Genomic DNA, 25,705 nt, shown 5'->3' with positions numbered 1-25,705 from the left:
CGCCGTATGGCGGAGTCAGGTGTCAGCAGTCCCACTGACTGGGGAATAATCAGCCGTGGCGGCGTTCGAAATCGATCATGAAGTCTGTGAGGGCTTTAACACCTTCCAGCGGCATCGCATTGTAGATGGATGCACGCATGCCGCCAACAACGCGATGGCCTTTCAAGGCATGCAAACCTGCTTTAAATGACTCTTCCAGGAACAGGCTGTCGAGTGACGCATCCGCAAGTTGGAAAGGAATATTCATTCGCGAACGGTTCAGCAGAGCGACATCGTTACGGTAGAAATCACTCTTATCAATGAGGTCGTAAAGCAAGCCCGCTTTTGCCTGATTAATTTTTTCAATTTCACCGACGCCGCCTTTCTGCTTCAGCCACTTGAATACCAGACCGCTCAGGTACCAGGCGAACGTTGGCGGCGTGTTGAACATGGAGTCGTTTTCCGCCAGAACACTGTAATCCAGAATGGAAGGCACACTTTGATGCGCTTTACCTAACAGATCGTCCCGGACGATGACCAGGGTAATGCCCGCCGGACCAATATTTTTCTGGGCGCCCGCATAAATCACGCCATAGCGGCTGACATCAATAGAGCGGGATAAAATCGTGGAAGAGAGATCGGCAACGACGACCTTGTCGCCAAAATCAGGTTCTTCATCAATGGCAACGCCGTCAATGGTTTCATTCGGGCAGAAGTGCAAATAGGCTGCCGCATCGCTGACGTCCCACTCACGCATAGGCAGAATGGCGCGTTTTCCCTCAAGGGTCGTTTTGACATCCAGCGTGCGGGGCGAACAATATTTTGCCGCTTCTTTAATGGCGCTGTGCGCCCAGTAGCCGCCGTCGGCATAATCCGCACTGGTGGCGCTGCCCAGCAGGTTACCCGGTACCGCAGCAAACTGCGCACGTGCGCCGCCGTGGCAGAATAAAACTTTGTAATTAGAGGGGATTTTTAGCAGATCACGGAAGTCCGCTTCCGCTTCCTCGGCCACCTGAATAAACTCTTTACTGCGGTGACTGATCTCCATTACTGAAGTCCCCAGACCATGCCAGTTTGTCAATTCTTGTTCTGCACGGCGGAGCACTTCGCTCGGCAGCATCGCTGGCCCAGAGCTAAAATTATAAATTTGCGTCATTTCCCTCACCACTGTCATATCGAACGGTTATGAATAACGATTCGGTTTTATCACTGCATTCTGGTGGCTGCAATCATAAATCTAACACCGGTCACATTTTTTCAGCACGGCGCACCGGAGGTTATGTTACCAATGCAAGCCAACACAAAATATTGTGAGGGACGTTCCTTTCACTCGCTGCCGGTATTGGCAGACAAACCCTGACATGAGAAAACGTCCAGTAAAATTGCAGCGACTTGATAGCGAACAGGCGGTAAAAAACGTATCATTGCGCGCTTTAGGCACCCTATTCACAGAGAGAGCGGCACCATGACGCAAACTTTTATCCCGGGCAAAGATGCCGCCCTGGAAGACTCCATTACGCGTTTCCAGACCAAACTGCAGGATCTGGGCTTTAATATAGAAGAAGCTTCCTGGCTTAATCCCGTTCCACACGTCTGGTCTGTGCATATTCGCGACCGCGACTGTCCACTCTGCTTTACCAATGGCAAAGGTGCCAGCAAGAAAGCCGCCCTGGCTTCCGCATTGGGTGAATATTTTGAGCGCCTGTCCACGAACTACTTTTTTGCCGATTTCTGGCTGGGTAACCGCATCGCTCAAGGCGATTTTGTTCATTACCCCAATGAAAAATGGTTTGCGCTTCCGGAAGATGACAGCCTGCCAGAGGGGATCCTGGACTCACGCCTGCGTGCCTTTTACGATCCTGAAAATGCGGTGGCCGCATCAGACCTGATCGATCTCCAGTCGGGTAACAGCGAGCGCGGTATTTGCGCCCTGCCTTTTACCCGCCAGTCCGATCAGCAAACCGTCTATATCCCGATGAACATCATTGGCAACCTTTACGTATCGAACGGCATGTCGGCCGGCAATACGGCCAATGAAGCGCGGGTGCAGGGATTATCCGAGGTCTTTGAGCGCTACATTAAGAACCGTATCATTGCCGAATCGATCAGCCTCCCAGCCATCCCCGAGTCAGTGATGGCGCGCTACCCTTCCGTGGTCGAGGCCATTGCGCGCCTGGAAGCTGAAGGCTTCCCAATCTTTGCGTATGACGCGTCGCTGGGCGGTAAATATCCGGTTATCTGTGTGGTCCTGTTTAACCCTGCCAATGGCACCTGTTTCGCGTCCTTCGGTGCGCATCCGGACTTTGGCGTTGCGCTGGAGCGCACCGTTACTGAACTGCTCCAGGGCCGCAGCCTCAAGGATTTGGACGTCTTTACCCCACCCACCTTTGATGATGAAGAAGTGGCAGAGCACGCCAATCTGGAAACCCACTTTATTGATTCAAGCGGCCTGATTTCCTGGGATATGTTTAAAGAAACGGCCGATTATCCGTTTGTTGACTGGACGTTTGCTGGCACTACCGAGCAAGAGTTCAGCACGCTGATGGCCATTTTTGCTGCCGAAGATCAGGAAGTTTATATCGCGGACTACGAGCACTTAGGCGTTTATGCCTGCCGCATTATTGTGCCGGGCATGTCCGATATCTATCCGGCCGAAGACCTGCTGCTGGCAAATAACAGCATGGGCGCAGGCATTCGTGACACGCTGCTTGCCCTGCCCGGCAGCAACTGGAATCCAGAAGAGTACCTTGATCTCATTTCGCAGTTGGATGAAGAAGGTTTTGATGACTTCACCCGCGTCCGTGAGTTGCTTGGCCTGGCAACGGGTAAAGATAATGGCTGGTATACCTTACGCATCGGGGAGCTTAAAGCCATGCTTGCGCTGGCCGGCGGCGATCTGGATCAGGCATTGATCTGGACAGAATGGACCATGGAATTCAACGGCTCCGTGTTCAGCCCAGCGCGGGCAAATTATTATCGTTGCCTGCAAACTCTGCTACTTCTGGCCATGGAAGACGAGCGTAATCCACTGGAATATCACGCCGCCTTTGTCCGTATGTATGGCGCAGAGGCGGTAGAAGCGGCATCCGCAGCCATCAGTGGTGAAGCAGCCTTCAACGGTCTTCAGTCGGTAGACAGCGACCTGACCGCTTTCCCTGCTCATCAGGCGCTACTGGCGGCTTATGAAAAATTGCAGCGTGCCAAACGCCGCTACTGGGAAAATGCCTAAGCTGGCGTTGAACATTCACGCGGGTTAGTCTGACAATCATGCCTGAGGCACTGAACCTGTTCAGTGCCTTTTTATTGATCCTCATGTATTCCTGCCATTAATAGATTAATGGCATTATTTTTCTGCTAAATAGCGACACCGACAACCTATCTTATTAACAAATCTACAATATTTCAGCCTTGATTACGCCCTCTCGTTAAACAAAACCTGTATTATTTAAAATAAATTTATTCATTATTTTTCATGACGTTAGTTCCAAAAACCACCTTTCTTGTTAAACCTTTACCGTTGTTGCTCTGCTGGACATGATCTATATCAACTTTAATCACAGGTGCATTTGTTATTATTTTTTTCAGACAACTTTTGGAGTGAGTTAGTGTGAAAGCTGACAATCCTTTTAATCTGTTATTACCCGCCGCGATGGCAAAAGTGGCTGAAGACGCTGGCGTCTACAAAGCCACCAAGCATCCGCTGACGACAACCTTTCTCGCGTTTACCGCAGGCATGTTTATCTCCATCGCTTTCGTGTTTTACATCACAGCCACCACCGGCAGCGGTGAAATGGCTTACGGCATGGCTAAGCTCGTCGGGGGGATATGTTTCTCACTCGGGTTGATACTCGTTGTGGTATGTGGTGCCGACCTGTTTACCTCCACCGTGCTGATCGTCGTTGCGAAAGCGAGTGGCCGCATCACCTGGGGGCAACTGGCACGTAACTGGATCAACGTTTATGTTGGTAATCTGGTCGGTGCGCTGTTTTTTGTCGCGCTGATGTGGTTTTCCGGTGAGCATACGGTGGCCAACGGCGCATGGGGTTTAAACGTGTTGCAGACTGCCGACCATAAAATGCATCACACGTTTGTTGAAGCGGTCTCTCTGGGTATTCTGGCTAATTTGATGGTCTGTCTGGCGGTCTGGATGAGCTATTCAGGACGGACCTTAATGGATAAAAGCCTGATTATGATTTTGCCGGTGGCGATGTTTGTTGCCTGTGGTTTTGAACACAGTATCGCAAATATGTTTTTAATTCCTTTCGCCATCGTCATTCGCGATTTTTCTGGCCCGGAATTTTGGCATGCTGCGGGCGCGACGGCAGCACAGTTTCCGGCCCTTTCTGTGAAAAACTTTATTTTCGACAATCTGATTCCAGTCACGCTCGGCAACATTATCGGCGGTGGCGTGCTGGTCGGATTGACCTACTGGGTAATTTACTTACGCGGTGGACACGAAGCGCACTAATCCAGCCTCGAGGGTTCATCCCAACCGGATCGACCCAAGAGCAAAAGTCTCCTTAAATAAGGCAGGTATAATATGACCGAACTTAACGCAAAACTGGCCTCAGCCTGGCAGGGTTTTACTGAAGGCGAATGGCAGAACAGCGTCAACGTACGCGACTTCATCCAGAAAAACTATACGCCGTATGAAGGCGATGAATCTTTCCTCGCTGGCGCCACCGAAGCCACCACTAAACTGTGGGAAAGCGTGCTGGAAGGCATTAAAGTTGAAAACCGTACCCACGCACCCGTCGATTTTGATACCGATCTTGCTTCTACCATCACCTCGCACGATGCCGGCTATATCAATAAATCACTGGAAAAAGTTGTTGGCCTGCAAACGGAAGCGCCGCTGAAACGCGCCATTATTCCTTTTGGCGGCATTAAGATGGTCGAGGGTTCATGTAAAGTTTACGGGCGCGAACTCAATGCTTCACTGAAAAAAATCTTCACCGACTATCGTAAAACGCACAATCAGGGCGTGTTTGATGTTTATACCCCTGACATTTTACGCTGCCGTAAATCAGGTATATTAACCGGCCTGCCTGATGCCTATGGTCGTGGACGCATCATTGGTGACTACCGTCGTATCGCCTTATACGGCATTGACTACCTGATGGCCGATAAGTTTGCTCAGTTTGCGTCTCTGCAAAGCGATCTGGAAAATGGCGTCAACCTGGAAGCCACTATTCGTCTACGCGAAGAAATTGCTGACCAGCATCGGGCGCTTGGACAAATCAAAGAGATGGCAGCCAAATATGGTCACGATATCTCAGGTCCGGCGACCAATGCAGTCGAAGCCGTTCAGTGGACCTATTACGGCTATCTTGCCGCAGTAAAATCACAGAACGGTGCAGCCATGTCCTTTGGCCGTGTTTCAACCTTCCTGGACGTGTTCATTGAGCGCGATCTCAACGCCGGTAAGCTGAACGAAGCGCAGGCGCAGGAACTGATTGACCACCTGGTGATGAAACTGCGCATGGTCCGCTTCCTGCGCACGCCTGAGTACGATGAACTGTTCTCTGGCGACCCCATCTGGGCAACGGAATCGCTGGCCGGTATGGGCGTTGATGGGCGTACGCTGGTGAGTAAAACCACCTTCCGTTTCCTCAATACACTGTACACCATGGGCCCTTCACCTGAGCCTAATATGACCATTCTGTGGTCTGAGAAGCTGCCGGTTAACTTTAAAAAGTATGCGGCGAAAGTGTCTATTGATACGTCATCATTGCAGTATGAAAACGACGACCTGATGCGTCCCGATTTCGACAACGATGACTATGCAATTGCCTGCTGCGTCAGCCCGATGATCGTCGGTAAGCAAATGCAGTTCTTCGGTGCCCGCGCCAACCTGGCGAAAACCCTGCTCTACGCAATCAATGGCGGCGTGGACGAAAAACTGAAAATGCAGGTCGGACCAAAAGAAGCCAAGATTACCGATGAGGTGCTTGATTTTGACGTGGTAATGGCGCGTCTGGATCACTTTATGGACTGGCTGGCGAAACAGTACGTCACTGCACTGAACATCATCCACTTCATGCACGATAAATACAGCTATGAAGCCGCGCTGATGGCACTGCACGATCGTGACGTTTACCGCACCATGGCATGCGGTATCGCCGGACTCTCTGTCGCGGCCGACTCGCTGTCTGCCATCAAATACGCGAAGGTGAAACCGGTGCGTGATGAAGATGGCCTGGCCATCGATTTCGACATCGAAGGAGAGTATCCGCAGTTCGGGAATAACGATCCTCGCGTTGACGATCTGGCCTGCGACCTTGTTGAACGCTTTATGAAAAAGATTCAGCAACTCGAAACCTACCGCAACGCTGTACCGACCCAGTCTGTGCTGACCATTACCTCTAACGTGGTTTACGGCAAGAAAACCGGTAATACGCCAGACGGTCGCCGTGCAGGCGCGCCTTTTGGTCCGGGCGCTAACCCGATGCACGGTCGCGATCAGAAAGGTGCCGTAGCCTCGCTGACCTCGGTGGCGAAACTGCCCTTTGCTTACGCAAAAGACGGTATCTCCTACACTTTCTCTATCGTGCCTAATGCGTTAGGCAAAGATGACAACGTGCGTAAAACCAATCTGGCAGGCTTGATGGACGGTTACTTCCATCATGAGACCAGTATTGAAGGCGGTCAGCATCTTAATGTGAACGTAATGAACCGGGAGATGTTAATGGACGCGATGGATAATCCTGAAAAATATCCTCAGTTAACCATTCGCGTCTCCGGCTACGCCGTTCGCTTTAATTCGCTGACAAAAGAGCAGCAGCAGGACGTGATCACCCGTACCTTTACACAATCGCTGTAAGCGCTGTCGCCATCAGCCCTTTCTGAGGCTCCTTCATGGAGCCTCATATTCAAAGTCTGCTTTGGTCGTTGTCTGAGATACGGATAACCACCAAAATTGATTTCCTGTTCAGAGCACACCAGAGAGTGTGCCACCTGCTCCGCAGGCTTACCTGGAGAAACATCGCAATGTCAGCCATAGGTCGCATCCACTCATTCGAATCATGCGGAACCGTAGACGGTCCCGGCATCCGGTTTATTACCTTTTTCCAGGGTTGCCTGATGCGTTGCCTTTACTGCCACAACCGCGATACCTGGGACACGCACGCCGGTAAAGAAATCACCGTTGAGGCGCTGATGGCGGACGTTCTGTCCTACCGTCACTTTATGAATGCCTCTGGCGGTGGTGTCACCGCATCGGGTGGCGAAGCTATTCTTCAGGCTGAGTTTGTGCGTGACTGGTTTCGTGCCTGCAAGGCAGAAGGCATACATACCTGTCTGGATACCAATGGTTTTGTTCGCCGCTACGATCCGGTCATTGATGAGCTACTGGACGCAACAGATTTAGTGATGCTGGACCTTAAACAGATGAATGACGAGGTTCACCAGATTCTGGTTGGCGTATCTAACCATCGCACGCTTGATTTCGCTCGCTACCTACAGAAAAAAGGCAAACGGACATGGATCCGTTTTGTCGTCGTGCCTGGCTACTCAGATGACGACGATACCGTTCATCGCCTGGGAGCGTTTACCCAGGATATGGCGAACGTTGAAAAGATCGAGCTTCTGCCTTATCACGAACTGGGTAAACATAAGTGGATCGCGATGGGCGAAGAGTACAAGCTTGATGGCGTGAAACCGCCCACCAAAGAGACGATGGAACGGGTAAAAAACATTCTTCTCCGCTACGGACATGAAGTCATGTATTGAAAACGGGGCGGAGATCTCTACCGCCCCACAGGAACCTTTCAGGAAGGCGCACTGACCACCATGCAACAACGAGGCACAGTGCTGCCCTCTGCAGAAGGCATTCAGGCATGCGCCACGGGCGTGGCATGATGATCGGCTTTACGCAACAGCATCACCAGGTAAACCAGCGCCACTGCCGCAATCATAACGAACAGTAAACGGTCTGAGTAACTCTGCATCAGCATTGCTGTCATGCTCGGCCCCGCCAGACTGCCCAGCGTATAGCTCAGTAACAGCGCCTGATTCATGGCCACCAGTTCGTGATGCGCCACGGTTTCGCAGGCCCACGACATCGCCACAGGGTAAAGCGTAAAACCCGCCAGCCCCAGAACAAACAAGGCAGGTGCCATCGCGGCATTGGTTAGCATCGCAATCGCGCCCAGGATTACCACAAATACCTGCACACGTAGCACCATCATGCGGCCAAAGCGATCGGCAAGGCGCCCAATCGGCCACTGCCCGACAATACCTGAACTAACGAGTAACGCCATCCAGTAACCTACGTTTGCATCGCTCATGCCCTGATGGGAAAGATAGAGCGGCATCAAGCCATATAACGAACCTAAAACAATCCCGGAGATGATGCAGCCGTTGATGCCCAGGCGCGAACTGCGGCGGCGTAGCATGGGTAAGATACGGCCACCCGGCAAGGCTTCAGCCGGATCACGGCTGGCAGCAACCTGTGTGAAGATCAGCGGTAAAATGGCACAAATCACCGTCGCGGTTACCCAAGGGATCACACTTAACAGCTCTGTGGAAAGTTTGCTCACCAGTAGCTGCCCGGCAACCGTTCCCAGATAATAGACAATCATATAGGCAGCCAGGAGCTGCCCACGGTTACGCACCGTGCCGCTGCACAATAAAGCGCTTTCAACCACGACCCAGACTAAGGCGCAGCCGACACCCGCGCTAAAACGCAACAGCGTCCATGACCAGAAGCCTGCCAGCACCATCATACACAGGGTTGCCACCGCAAACAGGCCGGTTGCCAGATAATAACTACGGTTAAATCCATACTGTTTAATCAGCCAGCCCGCCAGCAACGTGCCAAGCAGATTGCCGGTGTAATACGACGAACTCACCACGCCCACCTGCCAGGTAGCCAGAGCATCATGCGTCAGCCAGAGAGGCACTAACGTATTCAGCACAGCAATTGAAACTGTCATTAACAGCAGGCCGCAAAGCAGCAGTATCACAGGACGTGACCAGGTCGACATAGGGAATTAAAACCAAAAGAAATGAAGGAAATTGCGCGCAGTTTGCCACTGCGTTATTTAAAGTCAACGGGGCCAAACGCACCGCAGCACATTTTGCTGCCCGACAATTTAATTTATTTATCTTCAGTAAGTTAGCGGCATATTTTACGTCAGGGAAAATAAAGCTATCTTACTGATAATGTAGATTTTTACGCTTTCGGCATCGGGATATATCGATAACGTTTATTTGTGATAAATTCTGATACCGTCCTTTGGCATCGATCCGTCTTTCGGACCAAAAAAAACCCAGCAGCCGCTGGGTTTTTCAGAGAATAACGGGCGATTAACCAATAAATTCCAGGCCCTTCATATAAGGACGTAACACTTCAGGCACGGCGATGCGGCCATCCTGCTGCTGGTAGTTTTCCAGCACCGCTACCAAGGTGCGGCCCACGGCCAGACCGGAACCATTTAATGTATGGACCAGACGCGGCTTTTTATCCTGCTTACTGCGGGTCCTTGCCTGCATACGGCGAGCCTGAAAATCACCCATGTTTGAACAAGAGGAGATTTCACGGTACGTATTCTGCGCCGGTAACCACACTTCTAAATCGTAGGTTTTGGTCGCACCAAAGCCCATATCGCCGGAGCACAACAGCACTTTACGATAAGGCAGATTCAGCAGCTGTAAGACTTTTTCGGCGTGGCCGACCAGCTCTTCCAGGGCATCCATTGAGGTTTCAGGCGCCACTATCTGTACCATCTCGACTTTATCGAACTGGTGCATACGAATAAGCCCGCGCGTGTCACGGCCATAGGAACCCGCTTCAGAGCGGAAGCATGGCGTGTGAGCCGTCAGCTTAAGCGGCAGGTTTTCTTCCTCGACGATTTCATCGCGTACCAGATTGGTCAGCGGCACTTCGGCAGTAGGAATCAACGCATAGTGGCTGCTTTCTGACTCTTCTTCCAGCGGCCGGGTGTGAAACAGATCTTCACCAAACTTTGGCAACTGTCCTGTTCCGTACAGGGTCGCATGGTTGACCAGATAAGGCACATAGGTTTCCAGATAGCCATGCTGCTCGGTATGCAAGTCAATCATAAACTGGCTGAGCGCCCGGTGCAGGCGGGCAATCTGGCCCTGCATCACGACAAAGCGTGAACCGGTGAGTTTGACCGCCGCAGCAAAATCCAGGCCTTTCGCGGCTTCGCCCAGCTCAACATGATCTTTCACCTGAAAATCAAACTGACGCGGCTCACCCCAGCGGCTGATTTCCAGGTTCTCGGTATCGTCTTTACCCAGCGGTACAACATCTGCAGGCAGATTCGGCAGCGCCAGGCTGAAGTCACGAATCTGATTTTGCAGTTCATCCAGTTCTGCTTTGGCAGCATCCAGGCGTTCGCCCAGGCTGTTCACTTCCTGACGCAGTGGCTCGATGTCTTCCCCACGTGCTTTGGCCTGACCGATGGATTTGGATCGGGAGTTACGCTCGGCCTGCAGATTTTCAGTTTCTACCTGCAAGACTTTGCGACGCTCTTCGAGCGAACGCAGCATTTCCACATCCAGTTTGAATCCTCGGCGTGCCAGTTTTTCTGCGACTGCGTCTGGCTCATTACGCAGCAGATTGGGATCGAGCATGCTTATCCTGTGTATTTATGAGTTGAAAGAAGGGACGCATTCCAGCTGGAATGCGTTGAAAACATTGACCACATTACCGCAACGTCTGTTTTAGCGGTAGCGTTTTGTCTGGCTATTTTGATCGAGTTCAGTAAGCCAGGCCAGCTTTTCGCCAATTTTGCCTTCAAGACCGCGTTGGGTGGGATGATAGTAACGTGTTTGTGCCATTTCCGGAGGGAAATAGACCTCACCAGCCGCATAGGCGTTGGCTTCATCATGGGCATAGCGATAGCTTTCACCCAGGCCCATTTCTTTCATCAGCTTAGTGGGGGCATTGCGCAGATGATCGGGAACATCAAAATCAGGGTGGTCGCGCGCATCGCGCATCGCCGCTTTAAAGGCGGTATAAACGGCATTACTTTTTGGCGCACAGGCGAGATACACGATGGCCTGAGCAATCGCCCGCTCCCCTTCTGCCGGACCCACGCGGGTGAAACAGTCCCACGCCGATATCGCCACCTGCATGCCGCGCGGATCGGCATTGCCCACGTCTTCAGAGGCAATGGCCAACAGACGACGCGCGACATACAGCGGATCGCCACCTGCGGTAATAATACGGGCGTACCAGTAGAGGGCAGCATCGGGTGCTGAACCGCGAACAGACTTATGTAACGCAGAAATAAGGTCGTAAAAGCGGTCACCCTTGTTATCAAACCGTGCAGATCGCTCCCCGGCAACTTCAGTCAGCAGTTGTGGCGTCAGTTCTCTTTTGCCTTGCGCGTTGGTTTCGGCCATATCGGCCATCATTTCCAGCGTGTTAAGCGCACGGCGCGCATCGCCGCTCACCAGCTCAGCGATCATGCGGCGCGTATTATTCGGTAACAGGATATCGCTGTTGCCATAGCCGCGATCGGCATCTTGCATGGCCTGGTCAAGCACCTGCTCAATGTCTTCTGTGGTCAGGGATTTCAGTAGATAAACGCGGGCGCGTGACAGCAGTGCGGAATTAAGCTCGAAACTGGGATTTTCAGTGGTGGCGCCAATGAAGGTAATGGTGCCGTCTTCAATATGGGGCAAGAAGGCATCCTGCTGACTTTTATTGAAACGGTGCACCTCATCCACGAAAAGGATGGTGCGCCGGCCGGCCTGCTTGCTCAAGCGCGCACGCTCTATCGCTTCACGAATTTCTTTGACGCCGGAGGTGACGGCAGAGATGCGTTCAACGTCCGCGTTACCGTAGTGCGCGATAATCTCGGCCAGCGTGGTTTTGCCTGTTCCCGGCGGCCCCCAGAGAATCATGGAATGCAAATGGCCAGCCTCAATGGCGCGCGGCAGCGGTTTCCCCGCAGCCAGCAGGTGCTGCTGACCAATATAGTGCTTCAGGGTTTCTGGCCGCATACGCGCGGCCAGAGGTTTAAAATCTTCGCTGGAGAAATCCAGAGACAGGTTGCCCACTGCCACCTCACTGACGTTGATCATCCACCGTGACGCCTTTCGGCGGGGTGAAAGTGAATTTATCCGGACTGATAGGGCCGTTTTTCTGGCTCTTCAGCTGGTAGTTACTGCGCTGTCCATCCTGCTCTACGGCGCTGAACTGATTAATCGTGCCATCTGGCGTTACGTCGATAGTGAACTGCTTGAGGTTGCCGTCGCTTTTCTTCGGCGTCAGTTCAAATTTATCGCCCTGCTGCTTAACGTTGTATTGCTGCCAGTCGCTGGACTGATTGCGGGCAATTAACATAAACGGCGTATTGCTGGTAGCATTCTTTAACAGACTTACCGTAGCCTGCTCTACAAACGGGTTGTAGAACCATAACGATTTTCCGTCAGAGACAATGACGCTCTCGTCAGGCGCGGTCATGTGCCAGTTAAACAGGCTTGGGCGCTTGACCCACAGTTCACCTTCTCCATCCTGCACGTTAGCACCGCTGCCATCGGTCACCTTTTGCGTAAAGCTGGCGTGGAAGCTGTTTACTTTATTCAAACGCTGTTGCAGGTCACTTGATGCATCAGCGAAAGCGCTGGCTGAACCCAAAGCGGCCAACAGGCCTAAGGCAATTACGCGTAATTTCATCTGCTTAAATCCTTATTAAATCGTTTCCCGTTGATAACGCTACTAAGCCTGGTCGCTGTCCTGCGTTTAATACAGGAGAAAAAACCGAAAGCCTAATCAACTATGGGGGTAAACGGCTAAAAAACAATGAGCCAGCAAGAACTGGCTCATTGATTTATGTTTCAAAGCTTATCGTTCAGGCTCTACATATCGTGGGGAGGCGGTGACAGCACTTCGCGGTTACCGTTATGTCCCGGTGCCGAAACGATGCCCTGGGCTTCCATCTGCTCAATGATGCGCGCGGCGCGGTTATAGCCAATACGGAACTGACGCTGAACGCCTGAAATCGAGGCGCGGCGCTTGTCCACCACGAAACCCACCGCCTGATCGAACAACGGATCCAGTTCTTCATCGCTGTCGATGCCGCCCGCACCTTCGCTCTCTTCGCCCGCTGTAATGCTTTCAATGTATTGCGGACGTCCACGCGCTTTCCAGTCCTGGACCACCGCATGCACTTCCTGATCGCGTACAAAGGCACCGTGAACACGAACCGGCATGGAGGAGTTTGGCGGCATATAGAGCATGTCACCCATGCCCAGCAACGACTCCGCGCCGCCCTGGTCGAGAATAGTACGCGAGTCAATTTTACTTGATACGGTAAAGGCGATACGGGTCGGGATGTTGGCCTTGATCAGGCCGGTAATCACATCCACCGAGGGACGCTGGGTGGCCAGCACCAGGTGGATACCGGCCGCACGCGCTTTCTGCGCCAGGCGGGCAATCAGCTCTTCCACTTTTTTACCCACGGCCATCATCAGGTCGGCGAACTCATCCACCATCACCACAATGTAAGGCAGTTTTTCCAGCACCGGCGGCGTCATGTCCATACTGTCGCCCGGTTTCCAGAACGGATCGGGGATTGGACGGCCCATCGCCTCAGCCTGCTCAACTTTCTCGTTGTAGCCCGCAAGATTACGCACGCCAAGTGCCGACATCAGTTTATAGCGGCGCTCCATCTCACCGACGCTCCAGCGCAGCGCATTCGCCGCATCTTTCATATCGGTGACGACTTCGGTGAGTAGATGCGGAATGCCTTCATAGACCGACAGCTCAAGCATTTTCGGGTCGATCATAATAAAGCGCACTTCTTCCGGCGTGGCTTTATACAACATGCTGAGAATCATGGCGTTTACGCCGACTGACTTACCCGAACCGGTGGTACCGGCAACCAGTAAGTGTGGCATCTTCGCCAAATCGGCCACTACCGGCTGACCGGCAATGTCTTTACCCAGTACCACGGCCAGAGGTGAAGGATTGTCACGGAATTTTGGACAATCCAGCACTTCACGTAAGTAAACGGTCTGACGGTGCTTATTTGGTAATTCCAGTCCGACATAGGGCTTACCCGGAATCACTTCAACAACGCGCACCGCCGTGGTGGACAGTGAACGGGCCAGATCGCGCGACAGGTTAGAAATACGCGCCGCTTTCACGCCCGGCGCCAGATCCAGTTCAAAGCGGGTAATGACCGGGCCGGGAGAGATGCCGACGACCTCAGCCTTAACACGATAATCGCCCAGGCGTGATTCAACCAGGCGCGCCGTCTGCTCAAGGGCAAACATGTCAACCGGCTCTTCTTCTGCAGGCGGTGCGGTTAACAGATCCAGAGAAGGCAACGGCGTAGAGGGTTTTTCCAGCGGCTGTTCATGACGCATCAGGAAAGGATGAATCAGGCTGTCATGCAACGACGGCTTCGCCTCTTCCACAGGTTCGGGCTGCTCGACAGGTGCCGCGAAGATATCCGACGCAACGTTCTGCGTCGGCATGCTTCTCTGCGCGTCCGCATGCGTCGGCGCAGCCTGTACTTGCTGCCACGGCTCATGTTTGGCCGCGACCTCATCCGTTTCCGGCGTTGCCGCAATGGTGAACAGCGGCTCAACCGGGCCGTCGTCAACCAGATCTTTCATCGGTGAGAAATCAAAGGCCGCAGACGTGTCCAGGTTGAATACCGGCGCATTGTTGGCAGGTTCGGTCTCATAACGCTGTTGCTGCTGCTCGGCGAACTGACGGGCCAGGGATGCCTGCTCTAGAGCCAGTTCATCGTCTTCACTCTGTTCATCCTGTTGCCAGCTCTCGCCATAACGCTGTTGCTGCTCAGACTGAAACGCCTGACGTAACTCAGCCTGTTGCAGAGCATCCTGCTCCTCCGCTGACCAGTCTGGATTATGCGGCTGATCGGCAGCCTGTGGAGCCGCCGGGGCTTCAGACAGTCTGGCTTTCTCTTCTGCCATGCGCTGGGAAGGAAGTTTAATTCCGTAAGAAGCCAGTTCGCGTCGGGTCGGTAATTTAACCGGGTTTGGCCGCGGTAACGCCGGACCTATCCCCTGCTTCACTTGTGGATTCGCCTGATTTTCAGGCACAGGTTCAAACAGCGGCGACATCGAGGCCGCGGCTTTTCCTGCCGCGCCTGCCGTTACCGCACTGCTCAGGGTTGCGGCAGAGGCTGCCTCGCGCCAGTTGCCCATCTTCGGCGCATCATCCTCATAGGCCGTAAAGGGTGCTGAGGATGCGGGTGTTTCATCCGGCATTTCAAACCGGTACAGAGGCGGTTCACTGACCGGTTTATCCTGCTGAACAGGTTCACGCGGTGCAAAATGACGCTCTGGAGCAGGATGAGGTACAGCCGCTTCCTGGGCGGGCGCGGCGACAGAATGCACGGGTGCAACCGCAGGCTGGGCTGCAGATGGGGCTGACGGCGGCACGGTAGCCGTGGTAAAGGTTGACGCCACGCTGGCTGCAGGTTGCTGGACGGGTGCCACCGGCATTTCAGCAGCGTCGGTGGTTGCCGCGACGGCAGCGCGGGTCGCTGTTGCCGCCTTAGCCAGCAGCGGATCGTGCTCGTCCAGATCGGGCTGCGCCTTACGGGGCGCAGAAAGCAGAACGTCATCGTCGTCATGGGGCTGCGCGTGAAGAACAGGCGCATCATCTTCATGATGTTCGGCCTCGTCCTCTTCCTGCCAGGGTTCGTCGTGACGTGAACGGTTGCTGGCAAATGTCAGCACGCCCATGACCACGCCACCGATTCGTTCTGCAATGGTCAACCACGACCAACCGGTATACAGCGTAATGCCCGCTGCCCAGATGCAAAGCAGAGTGAGGGTGCCACCAGCAGGACTAAACCAGGGTGAAATCGCATTGCTGACGAGGCTGCCGATCACGCCGCCTGAAGCAAAGTACCAGATGTCGTCAGCATTCAGTGCAGCCATGCCGCAGGTCGTCACGACCAGGGCCAGCACGCCAATTAAGCGCAAACCTACGGCGAAATAGTCGAAGTAGTCCTGATTATCGCGCTGGCGAAAGGCTATCCAGCACAATCCAAGGATCACCGGTGGAATGGCGTAAGCCATCACGCCAAAGATGAACAACAGCGTGTCAGCCAGCCATGCCCCTACCGTACCGCCGATATTATGGATAGGCTCGTGCCAGGCCGTCTGCGACCAGCTCGGGTCGGAAGGATTAAAACTGACCAGGGAAACCATCAGGTAGACGGCAAACAACGCCACCAGAATGAGCAACGCTTCCAGCAGACGGCGTCCACTGCTCAGCGACTGTAACGAAACGTCTTTATCTTCTGTGTATTCCTGGCTCAAGAGAACTCTCCAGGTGCCTGTAAAGTAAGAAACAACAGCGTCGGGCTCACCCGACGCTGGTCCTGTATGTATTCACAGGAGTGTACCGAAATTTCACAGGCTTTGCACCTGCCACGCATCAGCGCGTTTTGATCACCAGACGGTTACTCTGTTTGACCTCTTCCATCACCACGTAAGTACGCGTGTCGTTTACACCCGGCAGGCGCAGCAGGGTTTCCCCCAGCAGCTTGCGGTAGGCGGACATATCGGGCACGCGTGTTTTCAGCAGGTAGTCGAAATCACCAGAAACCAGGTGACACTCTTGAGTTTCCTCAAGTTTTTGCACAGCGGCGTTAAATTGCTCAAACACATCTGGTGCGCCACGATTCAGAGTAATCTCAACGAATACCAGTAATGAGGCGTCCAGGTAGTGAGGGTTAAGTTGCGCAGTGTAACCAAGGATGAATCCCTGGCGTTCAAGACGACGTACACGCTCAAGACAAGGTGTAGGCGATAATCCTACACGTTTGGAAAGTTCCACGTTTGAGATACGACCGTCTTTCTGCAATTCATTCAGAATATTTCTGTCGATCCTGTCGAGGTCTTTACCGGGGCGTTTCTTATTATCTACCATTATTATTGTCTCTCTTAATTCCTTCCCTTTACCTGCCATCCCCTGAAAACGCTCATTGTTCGGGGCATTTTTTGAAGTGAAATAACGGCGTCTCAGTGCGGTCGCACCTATGTGTATGACGCATGTTGTCTGTCCACATCATGCGTCATGACTCATATCAGACGACAAAATTCGTTCGGCACATTGCCCAAAACCCGGCGGCAAAACCCGTTTTGTTCCGAAGATGTCATTCGCTTCTCACACTGTTTTCGCAAATGCGCAGGCGATTGTCAAAGTAAAATGTCTAAATTCAGGACAAGATGCCAGACACATCGCTGGGTCCCTGTTTTTAAATGAGTATTTTCGGGCGATAAGGTGCAACAACGTGAATTTTTGCCCCCTTTTGGCGCAAACCGCAGGCAAAAAGTGCAATCATCGTCTACGCCGTTTGCAGTAATCGTTAACAAACGCGCGCAAGTGTTGTCAATGACACGGCTTATTCCCTACAATCGCAGGCTATGTCAGGCGAATGAAACTGAGGAACGCATGAGTACGGCTAAACACAGTAAGTTGCTCATTCTGGGCTCTGGTCCAGCAGGTTATACCGCAGCCGTTTATGCTGCACGCGCGAATCTGAATCCGGTGTTGATTACCGGTCTGGAAAAAGGCGGACAGCTGACGACCACGACGGAAGTGGAAAACTGGCCGGGCGACCCGCACGATCTGACAGGTCCATCGTTAATGGAACGCATGCATGAGCATGCCGAGAAATTTAACACTGAGATCATTTTTGACCACATCCATTCCGTGGATCTGCAGAATCGTCCGTTCCGTTTAACCGGTGACAGCGGCGAATACACCGCAGATGCCCTGATTATTGCCACAGGTGCATCGGCACGCTACCTCGGCCTGCCGTCAGAAGACGCGTTTAAAGGCAAAGGCGTTTCGGCCTGCGCTACCTGTGATGGTTTCTTTTACCGTAATCAGAAAGTCGCCGTGATCGGGGGCGGTAATACGGCGGTAGAAGAAGCACTTTATCTGGCCAATATCGCCGCTGAAGTGCATTTAATTCACCGTCGCGACAGCTTCCGCGCCGAGAAAATTTTGATCGATCGCCTGATGGAAAAAGTCAGCAACGGCAACATTGTGCTGCATACCCACCGTACGCTGGAAGAAGTGGTTGGCGATCAGATGGGCGTGACCGGACTGACGCTGCGTTCAACGCTGGACGACAAAACCGAGTCGCTGGAAGTCGCTGGCCTGTTTGTGGCGATTGGCCACAGCCCAAACACAGCGATTTTCGACGGCCAGTTAGCGCTGGAAAATGGCTATATCAAGGTTCAGTCTGGCCTGCACGGCAATGCAACCCAGACCAGCATTCCGGGTGTGTTTGCTGCAGGTGATGTGATGGACCATATCTATCGCCAGGCCATTACCTCTGCGGGCACCGGCTGCATGGCTGCTCTGGATGCAGAACGTTATCTTGATGGTCTGGTTAAGAACGATAAGTAAGTTGTTAATAACCTGATCTTAATTGTTTGAGGCGACTGTTTTTCAGTCGCCTTTTTTATTATCACCATGCTAAATTCATGCGCCAGGCGGGAGGGGCTCGCCTCTTTTCCTTTGTCTTCGCCACTGTGGGTTTCGCATGAACAAATCGCGGCAGCAGCACCTTACCCGTTGGCTTCGTCAACAGCGGCATCATGCCGGTCCCTGGTTACGGCTCGCCTCACTGTCGGGTTCCGCCAGTGCGTTGCTGATTATCCTGCAGGCCTGGCTGCTGGCGTCGTTGCTTCAGGCGTTGATTGTGGCGCATCAATCGCCCCCGTCGCTTCTTTCACAGTTTATGTTACTGCTGCTGTGCTTCGTGCTGCGGGCGATGCTGAACTATGCGCGCGAGCAGGCAGGATTCCGTGCCGGACAGGCTATTCGCCAGGCGCTGCGCAAACAGATTCTGGACCGTTTATCCGCGCTGGGCCCCGCCTGGATTCAGGGCAAACCGGCCGGCAGTTGGGCAACCTTGCTGCTGGAACAGACAGAAGATATGCAGGCGTACTATGCGCGCTACCTGCCGCAGATGACGCTGGCGACCGTCATCCCCTGCGCCATTTTGATTGCGCTGTTTCCGTTAAACTGGGCCGCCGGATTGATTCTGCTGGCTACGGCACCGTTGATTCCGCTGTTTATGGCGCTGGTGGGCATGGGCGCGGCCGATGCCAATCGGCGCAATTTTCTGGCCCTTGCGCGCCTGAGTGGTGACTTTCTTGATCGCCTGCGCGGCCGGGAGACGCTGAGGCTGTTTCATCGGGCCGAAGCAGAAAAACAGGCCATTGCCGCCACCACCACGGACTTTCGTCAACGCACCATGGACGTCTTACGGCTGGCTTTTCTCTCCTCCTCCGTTCTGGAGTTTTTTGCGTCATTAGCTATTGCTGTGGTCGCGGTTTATTTTGGTTTTTCCTACCTGGGTGAGTTGCACTTTGGCGATTATGGCAAGGGCGTTACGCTGTTTGCTGGTTTTCTGGTGTTGATTCTGGCCCCGGAATTCTTTCAGCCTTTGCGCGATCTCGGCACCTTCTACCATGCTAAAGCGCAGGCCATCGGCGGCGCCGATGCCATTGAGCGCTTTATGCAGGCGACGCCACAGTCAGAAGCGCGCAACGGCACTATCCCGTTTGCCGCCGCCGCACCGCTGGGGCTGGTTGCTGACAACCTGATGGTCTGCGCGCCCGGCGGTAAAATCCTGTGTGGTCCTTTACATTTCACTCTGCGCTCGGGCGGACGCATCGCGCTGGTCGGTAAAAGCGGCGCAGGCAAAACCGCGCTGTTGAATGCGCTGCTGGGATTTTTACCTTATCAGGGCTCGCTTAAAGCCAATGGGATTGAGTTACGCGATTTGGTTCAACGCGACTGGCATCGGCATCTTGCCTGGGTCGGACAAAATCCCCAGTTACCGGCAGAAACCTTACGTGAAAATATCCTGATGGGCGCGCCCCTCGACGCCGCACGTCTGGATGCCTTAATCGCGGCTTGTGGCATCCACGAGTTTCTCTCACGACTGCCTGAAGGGTTGAATACCGCACCGGGCGATGCCAGCAGCGCGCTGTCCGTTGGTCAGGCACAGCGCATTGCGGTTGCGCGGGCGCTGTACAAACCGGCTCAGCTATTGCTCCTTGATGAGCCTGCAGCCAGCCTGGATGCGCTGAGTGAACATCATGTCATGCAGGCACTTCATCAGGCCGCGCGACAGCAAACCACCCTGATGATTACGCATCAGATCGATTCGCTGCGCGACTGGGATGAAATCTGGCTCATGGAGGCGGGAAAACTGGTACAGCAAGGCAGTTGGCAGGCACTGACGGCCCAGCCCGGCCCTTTCCGTGCACTGCTGCAACATCGTCAACAGGAGTGCATCTGATGTCTGCTCTGCGTCCTTTTCTGCGGCTGTGGCTGCGTCATCCCTTTCGGCTGGTGCTGGGGATTATACTGGCGATAGTCACGTTGCTGGCCAGTATTGGCCTACTCACCCTGTCTGGCTGGTTTCTGGCGGCATCGTCCGTTGTTGGCATCGCGGGCCTGTACAGTTTTAACTATATGCTCCCGGCCGCCGGCGTGCGTGGCGCGGCCATTATACGTACCGCGGCACGTTACTTCGAACGGCTGGTCACGCACGATGCCACGTTCCGGGTGCTGCAGCATTTGCGCGTTTTCACCTTCAGCCGATTGATTTCACTGGCACCGGGTCAGCTTGCGGCCTTTCGCCAGGCGGATCTGTTAAACCGTTTTGTTGGGGATGTGGATACGCTGGATCATCTCTACCTGCGGGTAATATCGCCGCTGCTGGGCGCATTTATCGTTATTGTGGTGGTGACAGCCGGTTTAAGCCTGATTGATCCGCAGCTGGCACTCCTGCTGGGCGGTACCCTGCTTGCCCTGCTCTGTCTTTTTCCTCCCCTGTTTTACCACCTGGGCGCCCCGGCGGGCGTGGCGATAACCCGGCAGCGTTCGCACTGGCGCGTGCAGTTAATGCACTGGCTGGCGGGCCAGGCTGAACTGACGTTGTACGGTAACGCCTCCGCCTGGCGCGCGCGGCTGGACAGCAGCGAACAACAGTGGCAGGACGCGCAGCGCCAGCAGGCACGTTTAGAGGCACTGGCGCAGAGTCTGTTGCTGATGTGCAGCGGTATCACGGTGACCGCCTTGCTCTGGCTCAGCGCCGACAGCATTGCGCAGCAGCATCTTCCCGGTCCCTTTATTGCGCTGGTGGTATTTTGTGCCCTGGCCGCTTTTGAAGCGCTGGCCCCGGTCGCGGGTGCCTTTCTGCCCCTGTCTCAGGTGATCACCGCCGCCCAGCGCGTCAATGAGATCATCGAGCAAACGCCGGCGATCGTTTTCCCCTCCGCAGCCGCTGTCCCGCCCGGCGCGCTCAGCATGAGCGTGCAGGCGCTTGAATTCAGCTATCCCGGTAGGCCGGAAAACGTGTTAAACCAGTTTTCCCTGCACATTAAGGCAGGTGAACATGTCGCGCTACTCGGGCCTACCGGCTGCGGAAAATCCACCCTACTTGGCCTCCTGACGCGCGCCTGGGATGTTGAGCATGGCGAGATAGCGCTGAACAACGTCCCGCTTGCCGAGTGGGATGAAGCGCAACTCCGTCAGCGCATCAGCGTTGTCACCCAGCGCGTTCATCTTTTCAGCCAGACCCTGCGTGATAATTTATTGCTGGCCTGCCCCGATGCCAGTGATGAAACCCTTACCGTGGCGTTAATGCAGACCGGCCTGCAGAGTCTGCTGGATAATGAAGAAGGATTAAATGCCTGGCTGGGCGAAGGCGGCCGGCCGCTGTCGGGTGGCGAACTGCGACGCCTGGCGATTGCCCGTGCGCTGCTGCACAACGGCGACCTGTGGTTGCTGGATGAGCCGACAGAAGGGCTGGATGCCGCGACCGAGCAGCATATTCTGTCCCTGTTGCAGCAGCTGACAGCGGGCAAGACCGTGATTATGGTTACCCATCGTCTGACCGGACTGGCGCAGATGGATAAAATTTGCGTTATGGACGGCGGGAAGATCATTGAGCAGGGAAATCATTCCGAATTAGTCGCAAAAGGTGGACGTTACTGGCGTTTCCAGCAACGCTTTGCGTTATAGTTTTGTAAAAGCTGATGGATAACTTAACGCGATGAGACTGGTTCAACTGTCACGGGAATCGTTGCTGTTTCCTCCTCCGGAAACGGCGCTGCGTGAGCCCAATGGCCTGCTGGCTATGGGCGGTGATCTCTCGCCTGCGCGCCTGCTCAACGCCTATCAGCAGGGGATTTTCCCCTGGTTTTCCCCTGGCGATCCGATTCTGTGGTGGTCACCCGACCCTCGCGCGGTGTTACTCCCAGACCGTTTTCACCTCAGCCGCAGTATGAAGCGCTTTCACCAGCAATCACCTTATCGGGTGACGATGAATGAAGCCTTTTCCGACGTGGTCGAAGGCTGTGCGGCCGGTCGGGAAGAAGGGACATGGATTACTTTTGAAGTCAAACGCGCGTGGCTGAAGCTTTATGAGCTTGGTCATGCCCATTCCATTGAAGTCTGGCGCGAGCAAGACCTGGTGGGCGGCATGTATGGCCTGGCGCTGGGCCAGATATTTTGTGGCGAATCCATGTTCAGCCTGCAGACCAACGCCTCGAAAACCGCATTTTGGGTTTTCTGTCAGCATTTTATTAAGCACAAAGGACGCCTGGTGGATTGCCAGATACTGAATCCCCATACGGCTTCACTCGGCGCGGTCGATATTCCCCGCGAAGCTTACCTGGATGCGGTAAAAAACCTGTCCTCGCAGCCCGTTGACAGCGGCTGCTGGCGGAATCAAACCCTTTTTTAATCCGCGCGCAGATGTTTTGCACACATAAACCCGGTTAAGTGATATAATAGCGGCGTTTGGTATGTCGTCCGCGCTTGATTTTCAAGCCGGAATTGCCAGGCTGGGAATCTCATCGCACTCTCGGAACTGTTTCAATCGTGCGCGTGTTACCGGTTGATTCAGATTCTTAGCCCGCTAATCCCCCGCAGACGTCACATAAACACCCGAATTTAACCGACATGCTCGCGTTATAACGCGAAGCACGGCGATGCGTTGGCTTTATTGCCGACGGTTCTTTACATAACTTGTTGAATTGGGCATTATCTTGCCGGTTCAACTGAAAGGTAGTACACCCAGAGGATTCGATGGCCAAAGAAGACAATATTGAAATGCAAGGTACCGTACTGGATACGTTACCTAACACCATGTTCCGCGTAGAACTTGAGAACGGACACGTGGTTACCGCTCATATCTCCGGTAAAATGCGTAAAAACTACATCCGCATCCTGACGGGCGACAAAGTGACTGTCGAGCTGACCCCGTACGACCTGAGCAAAGGCCGCATTGTCTTCCGTAGTCGCTGAGTTGCGTTGATGCCGTTGCCTGCGCCTCGTGTGCGGGCAAACAAAAAAAGGCCGGATATTATCCGGCCTTTTCTCTTTCTGTCATACCGCGCTTAGTGCACGGTGCCTTCCGTTTTACGTTTTTGCGCACTCAGGAAGTGATAGGTCAGTTGCCCCTTCTCTTTATCCAGCGCAACAGAGACCGATCCACCGTCAACCAGCGAACCAAACAGCAGTTCGTTCGCCAGCGGTTTCTTCAGGCTCTCCTGAACGGTACGCGCCATCGGACGAGCGCCCATCGCTTTGTCATAGCCCTTCTCTGCCAGCCAGTCACGCGCTTCGTCACTGACCTCCAGTGAAACACCTTTCGCATCCAGCTGTGCCTGCAGTTCAACAATAAACTTGTCGACGACCTGATGAATAACGTCCGTTGACAGGTGGCTGAACCAGATAATGTTGTCCAGGCGGTTACGGAATTCAGGAGTAAAGATTTTCTTAATCTCTTCCATGGCATCCGTACTGTTGTCCTGATGGATCAGGCCAATGGATTTACGCTCGGTTTCACGCACGCCGGCGTTGGTGGTCATCACCAGCACCACGTTACGGAAGTCGGCCTTGCGGCCGTTGTTATCGGTCAGCATACCGTTGTCCATCACCTGCAGCAGCAGGTTGAACACATCCGGGTGCGCTTTCTCAATCTCATCCAGCAGCACAACGGCGTGAGGATGCTTGATTACCGCATCGGTCAGCAGGCCGCCCTGATCGAAACCCACATAGCCCGGAGGCGCACCGATCAAACGACTGACGGTATGGCGCTCCATGTACTCAGACATGTCGAAGCGCAGCAGCTCAATTCCCAGCGCTTTCGCCAGCTGAACGGTAACTTCGGTTTTACCGACGCCCGTTGGGCCAGCAAACAGGAACGATCCCACCGGCTTGCGATCCTGCCCCAGCCCTGCACGGCTCATCTTGATGGCTTCGGTCAGCGCTTCAATGGCGTTATCCTGACCAAACACCAGCATTTTCAGACGGTCGCCCAGGTTCTTGAGCGTATCGCGATCGGTTGCTGAAACACTCTGCTCTGGAATACGGGCAATACGCGCCACCACGGTTTCGATATCAGCCACGTTAACGGTTTTCTTACGTTTGCTCGCGGGCATCAGACGCGCACGGGCACCGGCCTCATCGATCACGTCGATGGCTTTATCCGGCAGATGGCGATCGTTAATGTATTTCACCGCCAGCTCAACGGCCGCACGCACGGCTTTGGCCGTATAGCGAACGTCATGGTGCGCTTCGTATTTGGTTTTCAGGCCGTTAAGAATCTGCACCGTTTCTTCCACCGACGGCTCGGTGATATCGATTTTCTGGAAACGACGCGCCAGCGCACGATCTTTTTCAAAGATGTTGCTGAATTCCTGATAGGTGGTAGAGCCCATCACGCGGATCTTACCGCTGGAGAGCAGCGGTTTGATCAGGTTTGCCGCATCGACCTGCCCACCCGATGCCGCACCCGCACCGATAATGGTATGAATCTCGTCAATAAACAGGATGCTGCTGTTATCCTGCTCCAGCTGTTTTAACAGCGCTTTGAAACGTTTCTCAAAGTCACCCCGGTATTTGGTGCCCGCCAGCAACGAGCCGATATCGAGAGAGTAAATCGTGCAGCCTTTCATCACTTCAGGCACGTCACCCTGCACAATGCGCCAGGCTAAGCCTTCCGCAATGGCGGTTTTCCCGACGCCGGATTCACCCACCAGCAGGGGATTGTTTTTACGGCGACGACACAGGACCTGAATAGTTCGTTCCAGCTCTTTGTCGCGACCGATCAGCGGGTCAATTCCGCCGACGCGAGCAAGCTGATTGAGATTGGTGGTGAAGTTTTCCATACGTTCCTCCCCGCCTGCTTGCTCTTCGTTAACCGGATTTTCAGCACCAGGTGCCTGGCCGGGTTCGTCTTTACGCGTGCCATGAGAGATGAAATTCACCACATCAAGGCGGCTGACTTCGTGTTTGCGCAGCAGATAAGCCGCCTGCGACTCTTGCTCGCTAAAGATGGCAACCAGCACGTTAGCGCCGGTAACTTCACTGCGTCCGGATGACTGAACATGGAAAACCGCACGCTGCAATACACGCTGGAAACTGAGCGTAGGTTGTGTGTCACGCTCTTCTTCGCTGGCTGGCAGCACAGGCGTGGTCTGTTCAATGAAGGCTTCGAGTTCCTGCCTTAGAGCCACAATGTCCACCGTACAGGCTTCCAGTGCCTCTCTGGCCGACGGGTTACTGAGCAACGCCAGTAACAGATGCTCGACGGTCATAAACTCATGACGGTGCTCACGCGCTCTGGCGAAAGCCATGTTTAAACTGAGTTCCAGTTCTTGATTGAGCATTAGGCACCTCCTCCAGTTAATCGCTCTGACCTGCTTCCTGTATGGA

At 53.9% G+C, this 25,705-nt stretch carries 17 protein-coding genes; 9 read left to right on the top strand and 8 right to left on the bottom strand.

Annotation, left to right across the window (positions count from 1 at the left end; all coding sequences use genetic code 11):
• Positions 1 to 49: 49 nt before the first annotated feature.
• Positions 50 to 1,135, bottom strand: a complete 1,086-nt coding sequence (serC, locus tag EL29_RS04305; RefSeq protein ID WP_015700652.1) for a 3-phosphoserine/phosphohydroxythreonine transaminase — start codon at positions 1,133 to 1,135, stop codon at positions 50 to 52.
• A 309-nt stretch (positions 1,136 to 1,444) separates the two neighbouring features.
• Here serC and ycaO point away from each other — a divergent pair, with 309 nt between their 5' ends.
• The 4 genes from ycaO (at position 1,445) to pflA (ending at position 7,710) form a co-directional block, all read left to right on the top strand.
• Positions 1,445 to 3,208, top strand: a complete 1,764-nt coding sequence (gene ycaO / locus EL29_RS04300; protein ID WP_013025236.1) for a 30S ribosomal protein S12 methylthiotransferase accessory factor YcaO — start codon at positions 1,445 to 1,447, stop codon at positions 3,206 to 3,208.
• Between the two features lie 378 nt (positions 3,209 to 3,586).
• Positions 3,587 to 4,447, top strand: coding sequence for a formate transporter FocA (gene focA / locus EL29_RS04295; RefSeq protein ID WP_013025235.1), 861 nt, complete (start codon positions 3,587 to 3,589; stop codon positions 4,445 to 4,447).
• Between the two features lie 72 nt (positions 4,448 to 4,519).
• Entirely contained in the window at positions 4,520 to 6,802 is a 2,283-nt protein-coding gene (gene pflB / locus EL29_RS04290; protein ID WP_028714985.1) for a formate C-acetyltransferase, read from the top strand.
• A 167-nt stretch (positions 6,803 to 6,969) separates the two neighbouring features.
• Positions 6,970 to 7,710: a pyruvate formate lyase 1-activating protein gene (gene pflA, locus EL29_RS04285; protein ID WP_014606197.1), complete on the top strand. Its 741-nt coding sequence runs from the start codon at positions 6,970 to 6,972 to the stop codon at positions 7,708 to 7,710.
• A 101-nt stretch (positions 7,711 to 7,811) separates the two neighbouring features.
• Here the strand turns inward: pflA and EL29_RS04280 are convergent, their stop codons facing one another.
• From EL29_RS04280 to lrp, 6 genes are all read right to left on the bottom strand, one after another.
• Positions 7,812 to 8,966 (bottom strand): MFS transporter, encoded by a 1,155-nt coding sequence (locus EL29_RS04280; RefSeq protein ID WP_013025232.1) that lies wholly within the window; start codon positions 8,964 to 8,966, stop codon positions 7,812 to 7,814.
• Positions 8,967 to 9,288: 322 nt separating this feature from the next.
• Complete coding sequence (gene serS, locus EL29_RS04275) at positions 9,289 to 10,581, bottom strand: serine--tRNA ligase (protein WP_024470925.1); 1,293 nt, start codon at positions 10,579 to 10,581, stop codon at positions 9,289 to 9,291.
• Positions 10,582 to 10,671: 90 nt separating this feature from the next.
• Complete coding sequence (locus EL29_RS04270) at positions 10,672 to 12,015, bottom strand: replication-associated recombination protein A (RefSeq protein ID WP_026021039.1); 1,344 nt, start codon at positions 12,013 to 12,015, stop codon at positions 10,672 to 10,674.
• 7 nt (positions 12,016 to 12,022) lie between these two features.
• Positions 12,023 to 12,634: an outer membrane lipoprotein periplasmic chaperone LolA gene (gene lolA / locus EL29_RS04265; protein ID WP_014593314.1), complete on the bottom strand. Its 612-nt coding sequence runs from the start codon at positions 12,632 to 12,634 to the stop codon at positions 12,023 to 12,025.
• Positions 12,635 to 12,816: 182 nt separating this feature from the next.
• Positions 12,817 to 16,263: a DNA translocase FtsK 4TM domain-containing protein gene (locus tag EL29_RS04260; protein ID WP_028714984.1), complete on the bottom strand. Its 3,447-nt coding sequence runs from the start codon at positions 16,261 to 16,263 to the stop codon at positions 12,817 to 12,819.
• A gap of 118 nt (positions 16,264 to 16,381) precedes the next feature.
• Positions 16,382 to 16,876, bottom strand: a complete 495-nt coding sequence (gene lrp, locus EL29_RS04255; RefSeq protein WP_006118610.1) for a leucine-responsive transcriptional regulator Lrp — start codon at positions 16,874 to 16,876, stop codon at positions 16,382 to 16,384.
• Between the two features lie 525 nt (positions 16,877 to 17,401).
• Here lrp and trxB point away from each other — a divergent pair.
• The 5 genes from trxB (at position 17,402) to infA (ending at position 23,290) form a co-directional block, all read left to right on the top strand.
• Positions 17,402 to 18,367, top strand: coding sequence for a thioredoxin-disulfide reductase (trxB, locus tag EL29_RS04250; protein ID WP_014606200.1), 966 nt, complete (start codon positions 17,402 to 17,404; stop codon positions 18,365 to 18,367).
• 136 nt (positions 18,368 to 18,503) lie between these two features.
• Positions 18,504 to 20,273, top strand: a complete 1,770-nt coding sequence (cydD, locus tag EL29_RS04245; protein ID WP_028714983.1) for a heme ABC transporter permease/ATP-binding protein CydD — start codon at positions 18,504 to 18,506, stop codon at positions 20,271 to 20,273.
• On the top strand, positions 20,273 to 22,003 hold the full coding sequence (gene cydC / locus EL29_RS04240; protein ID WP_028714982.1) for a heme ABC transporter ATP-binding protein/permease CydC: 1,731 nt from the start codon (positions 20,273 to 20,275) through the stop codon (positions 22,001 to 22,003). The genes cydD and cydC overlap by 1 nt, the downstream gene beginning before the upstream one ends.
• 31 nt (positions 22,004 to 22,034) lie before the next feature.
• Complete coding sequence (gene aat, locus EL29_RS04235; protein ID WP_028714981.1) at positions 22,035 to 22,727, top strand: leucyl/phenylalanyl-tRNA--protein transferase; 693 nt, start codon at positions 22,035 to 22,037, stop codon at positions 22,725 to 22,727.
• 344 nt (positions 22,728 to 23,071) lie between these two features.
• Positions 23,072 to 23,290, top strand: a complete 219-nt coding sequence (gene infA, locus EL29_RS04230) for a translation initiation factor IF-1 (RefSeq protein WP_002211347.1) — start codon at positions 23,072 to 23,074, stop codon at positions 23,288 to 23,290.
• A gap of 92 nt (positions 23,291 to 23,382) precedes the next feature.
• Here infA and clpA read toward each other — a convergent pair whose 3' ends face one another.
• Positions 23,383 to 25,659: an ATP-dependent Clp protease ATP-binding subunit ClpA gene (clpA, locus tag EL29_RS04225; RefSeq protein WP_028714980.1), complete on the bottom strand. Its 2,277-nt coding sequence runs from the start codon at positions 25,657 to 25,659 to the stop codon at positions 23,383 to 23,385.
• Between the last annotated feature and the right edge of the window lie 46 nt (positions 25,660 to 25,705).

Source organism: Pantoea ananatis LMG 2665 (assembly GCF_000710035.2).
GTDB classification, from domain to species: domain Bacteria; phylum Pseudomonadota; class Gammaproteobacteria; order Enterobacterales; family Enterobacteriaceae; genus Pantoea; species Pantoea ananatis.
Note: the sequence above shows the minus strand (reverse complement) of the source record. Positions and strands in the feature narration are given on the sequence as shown.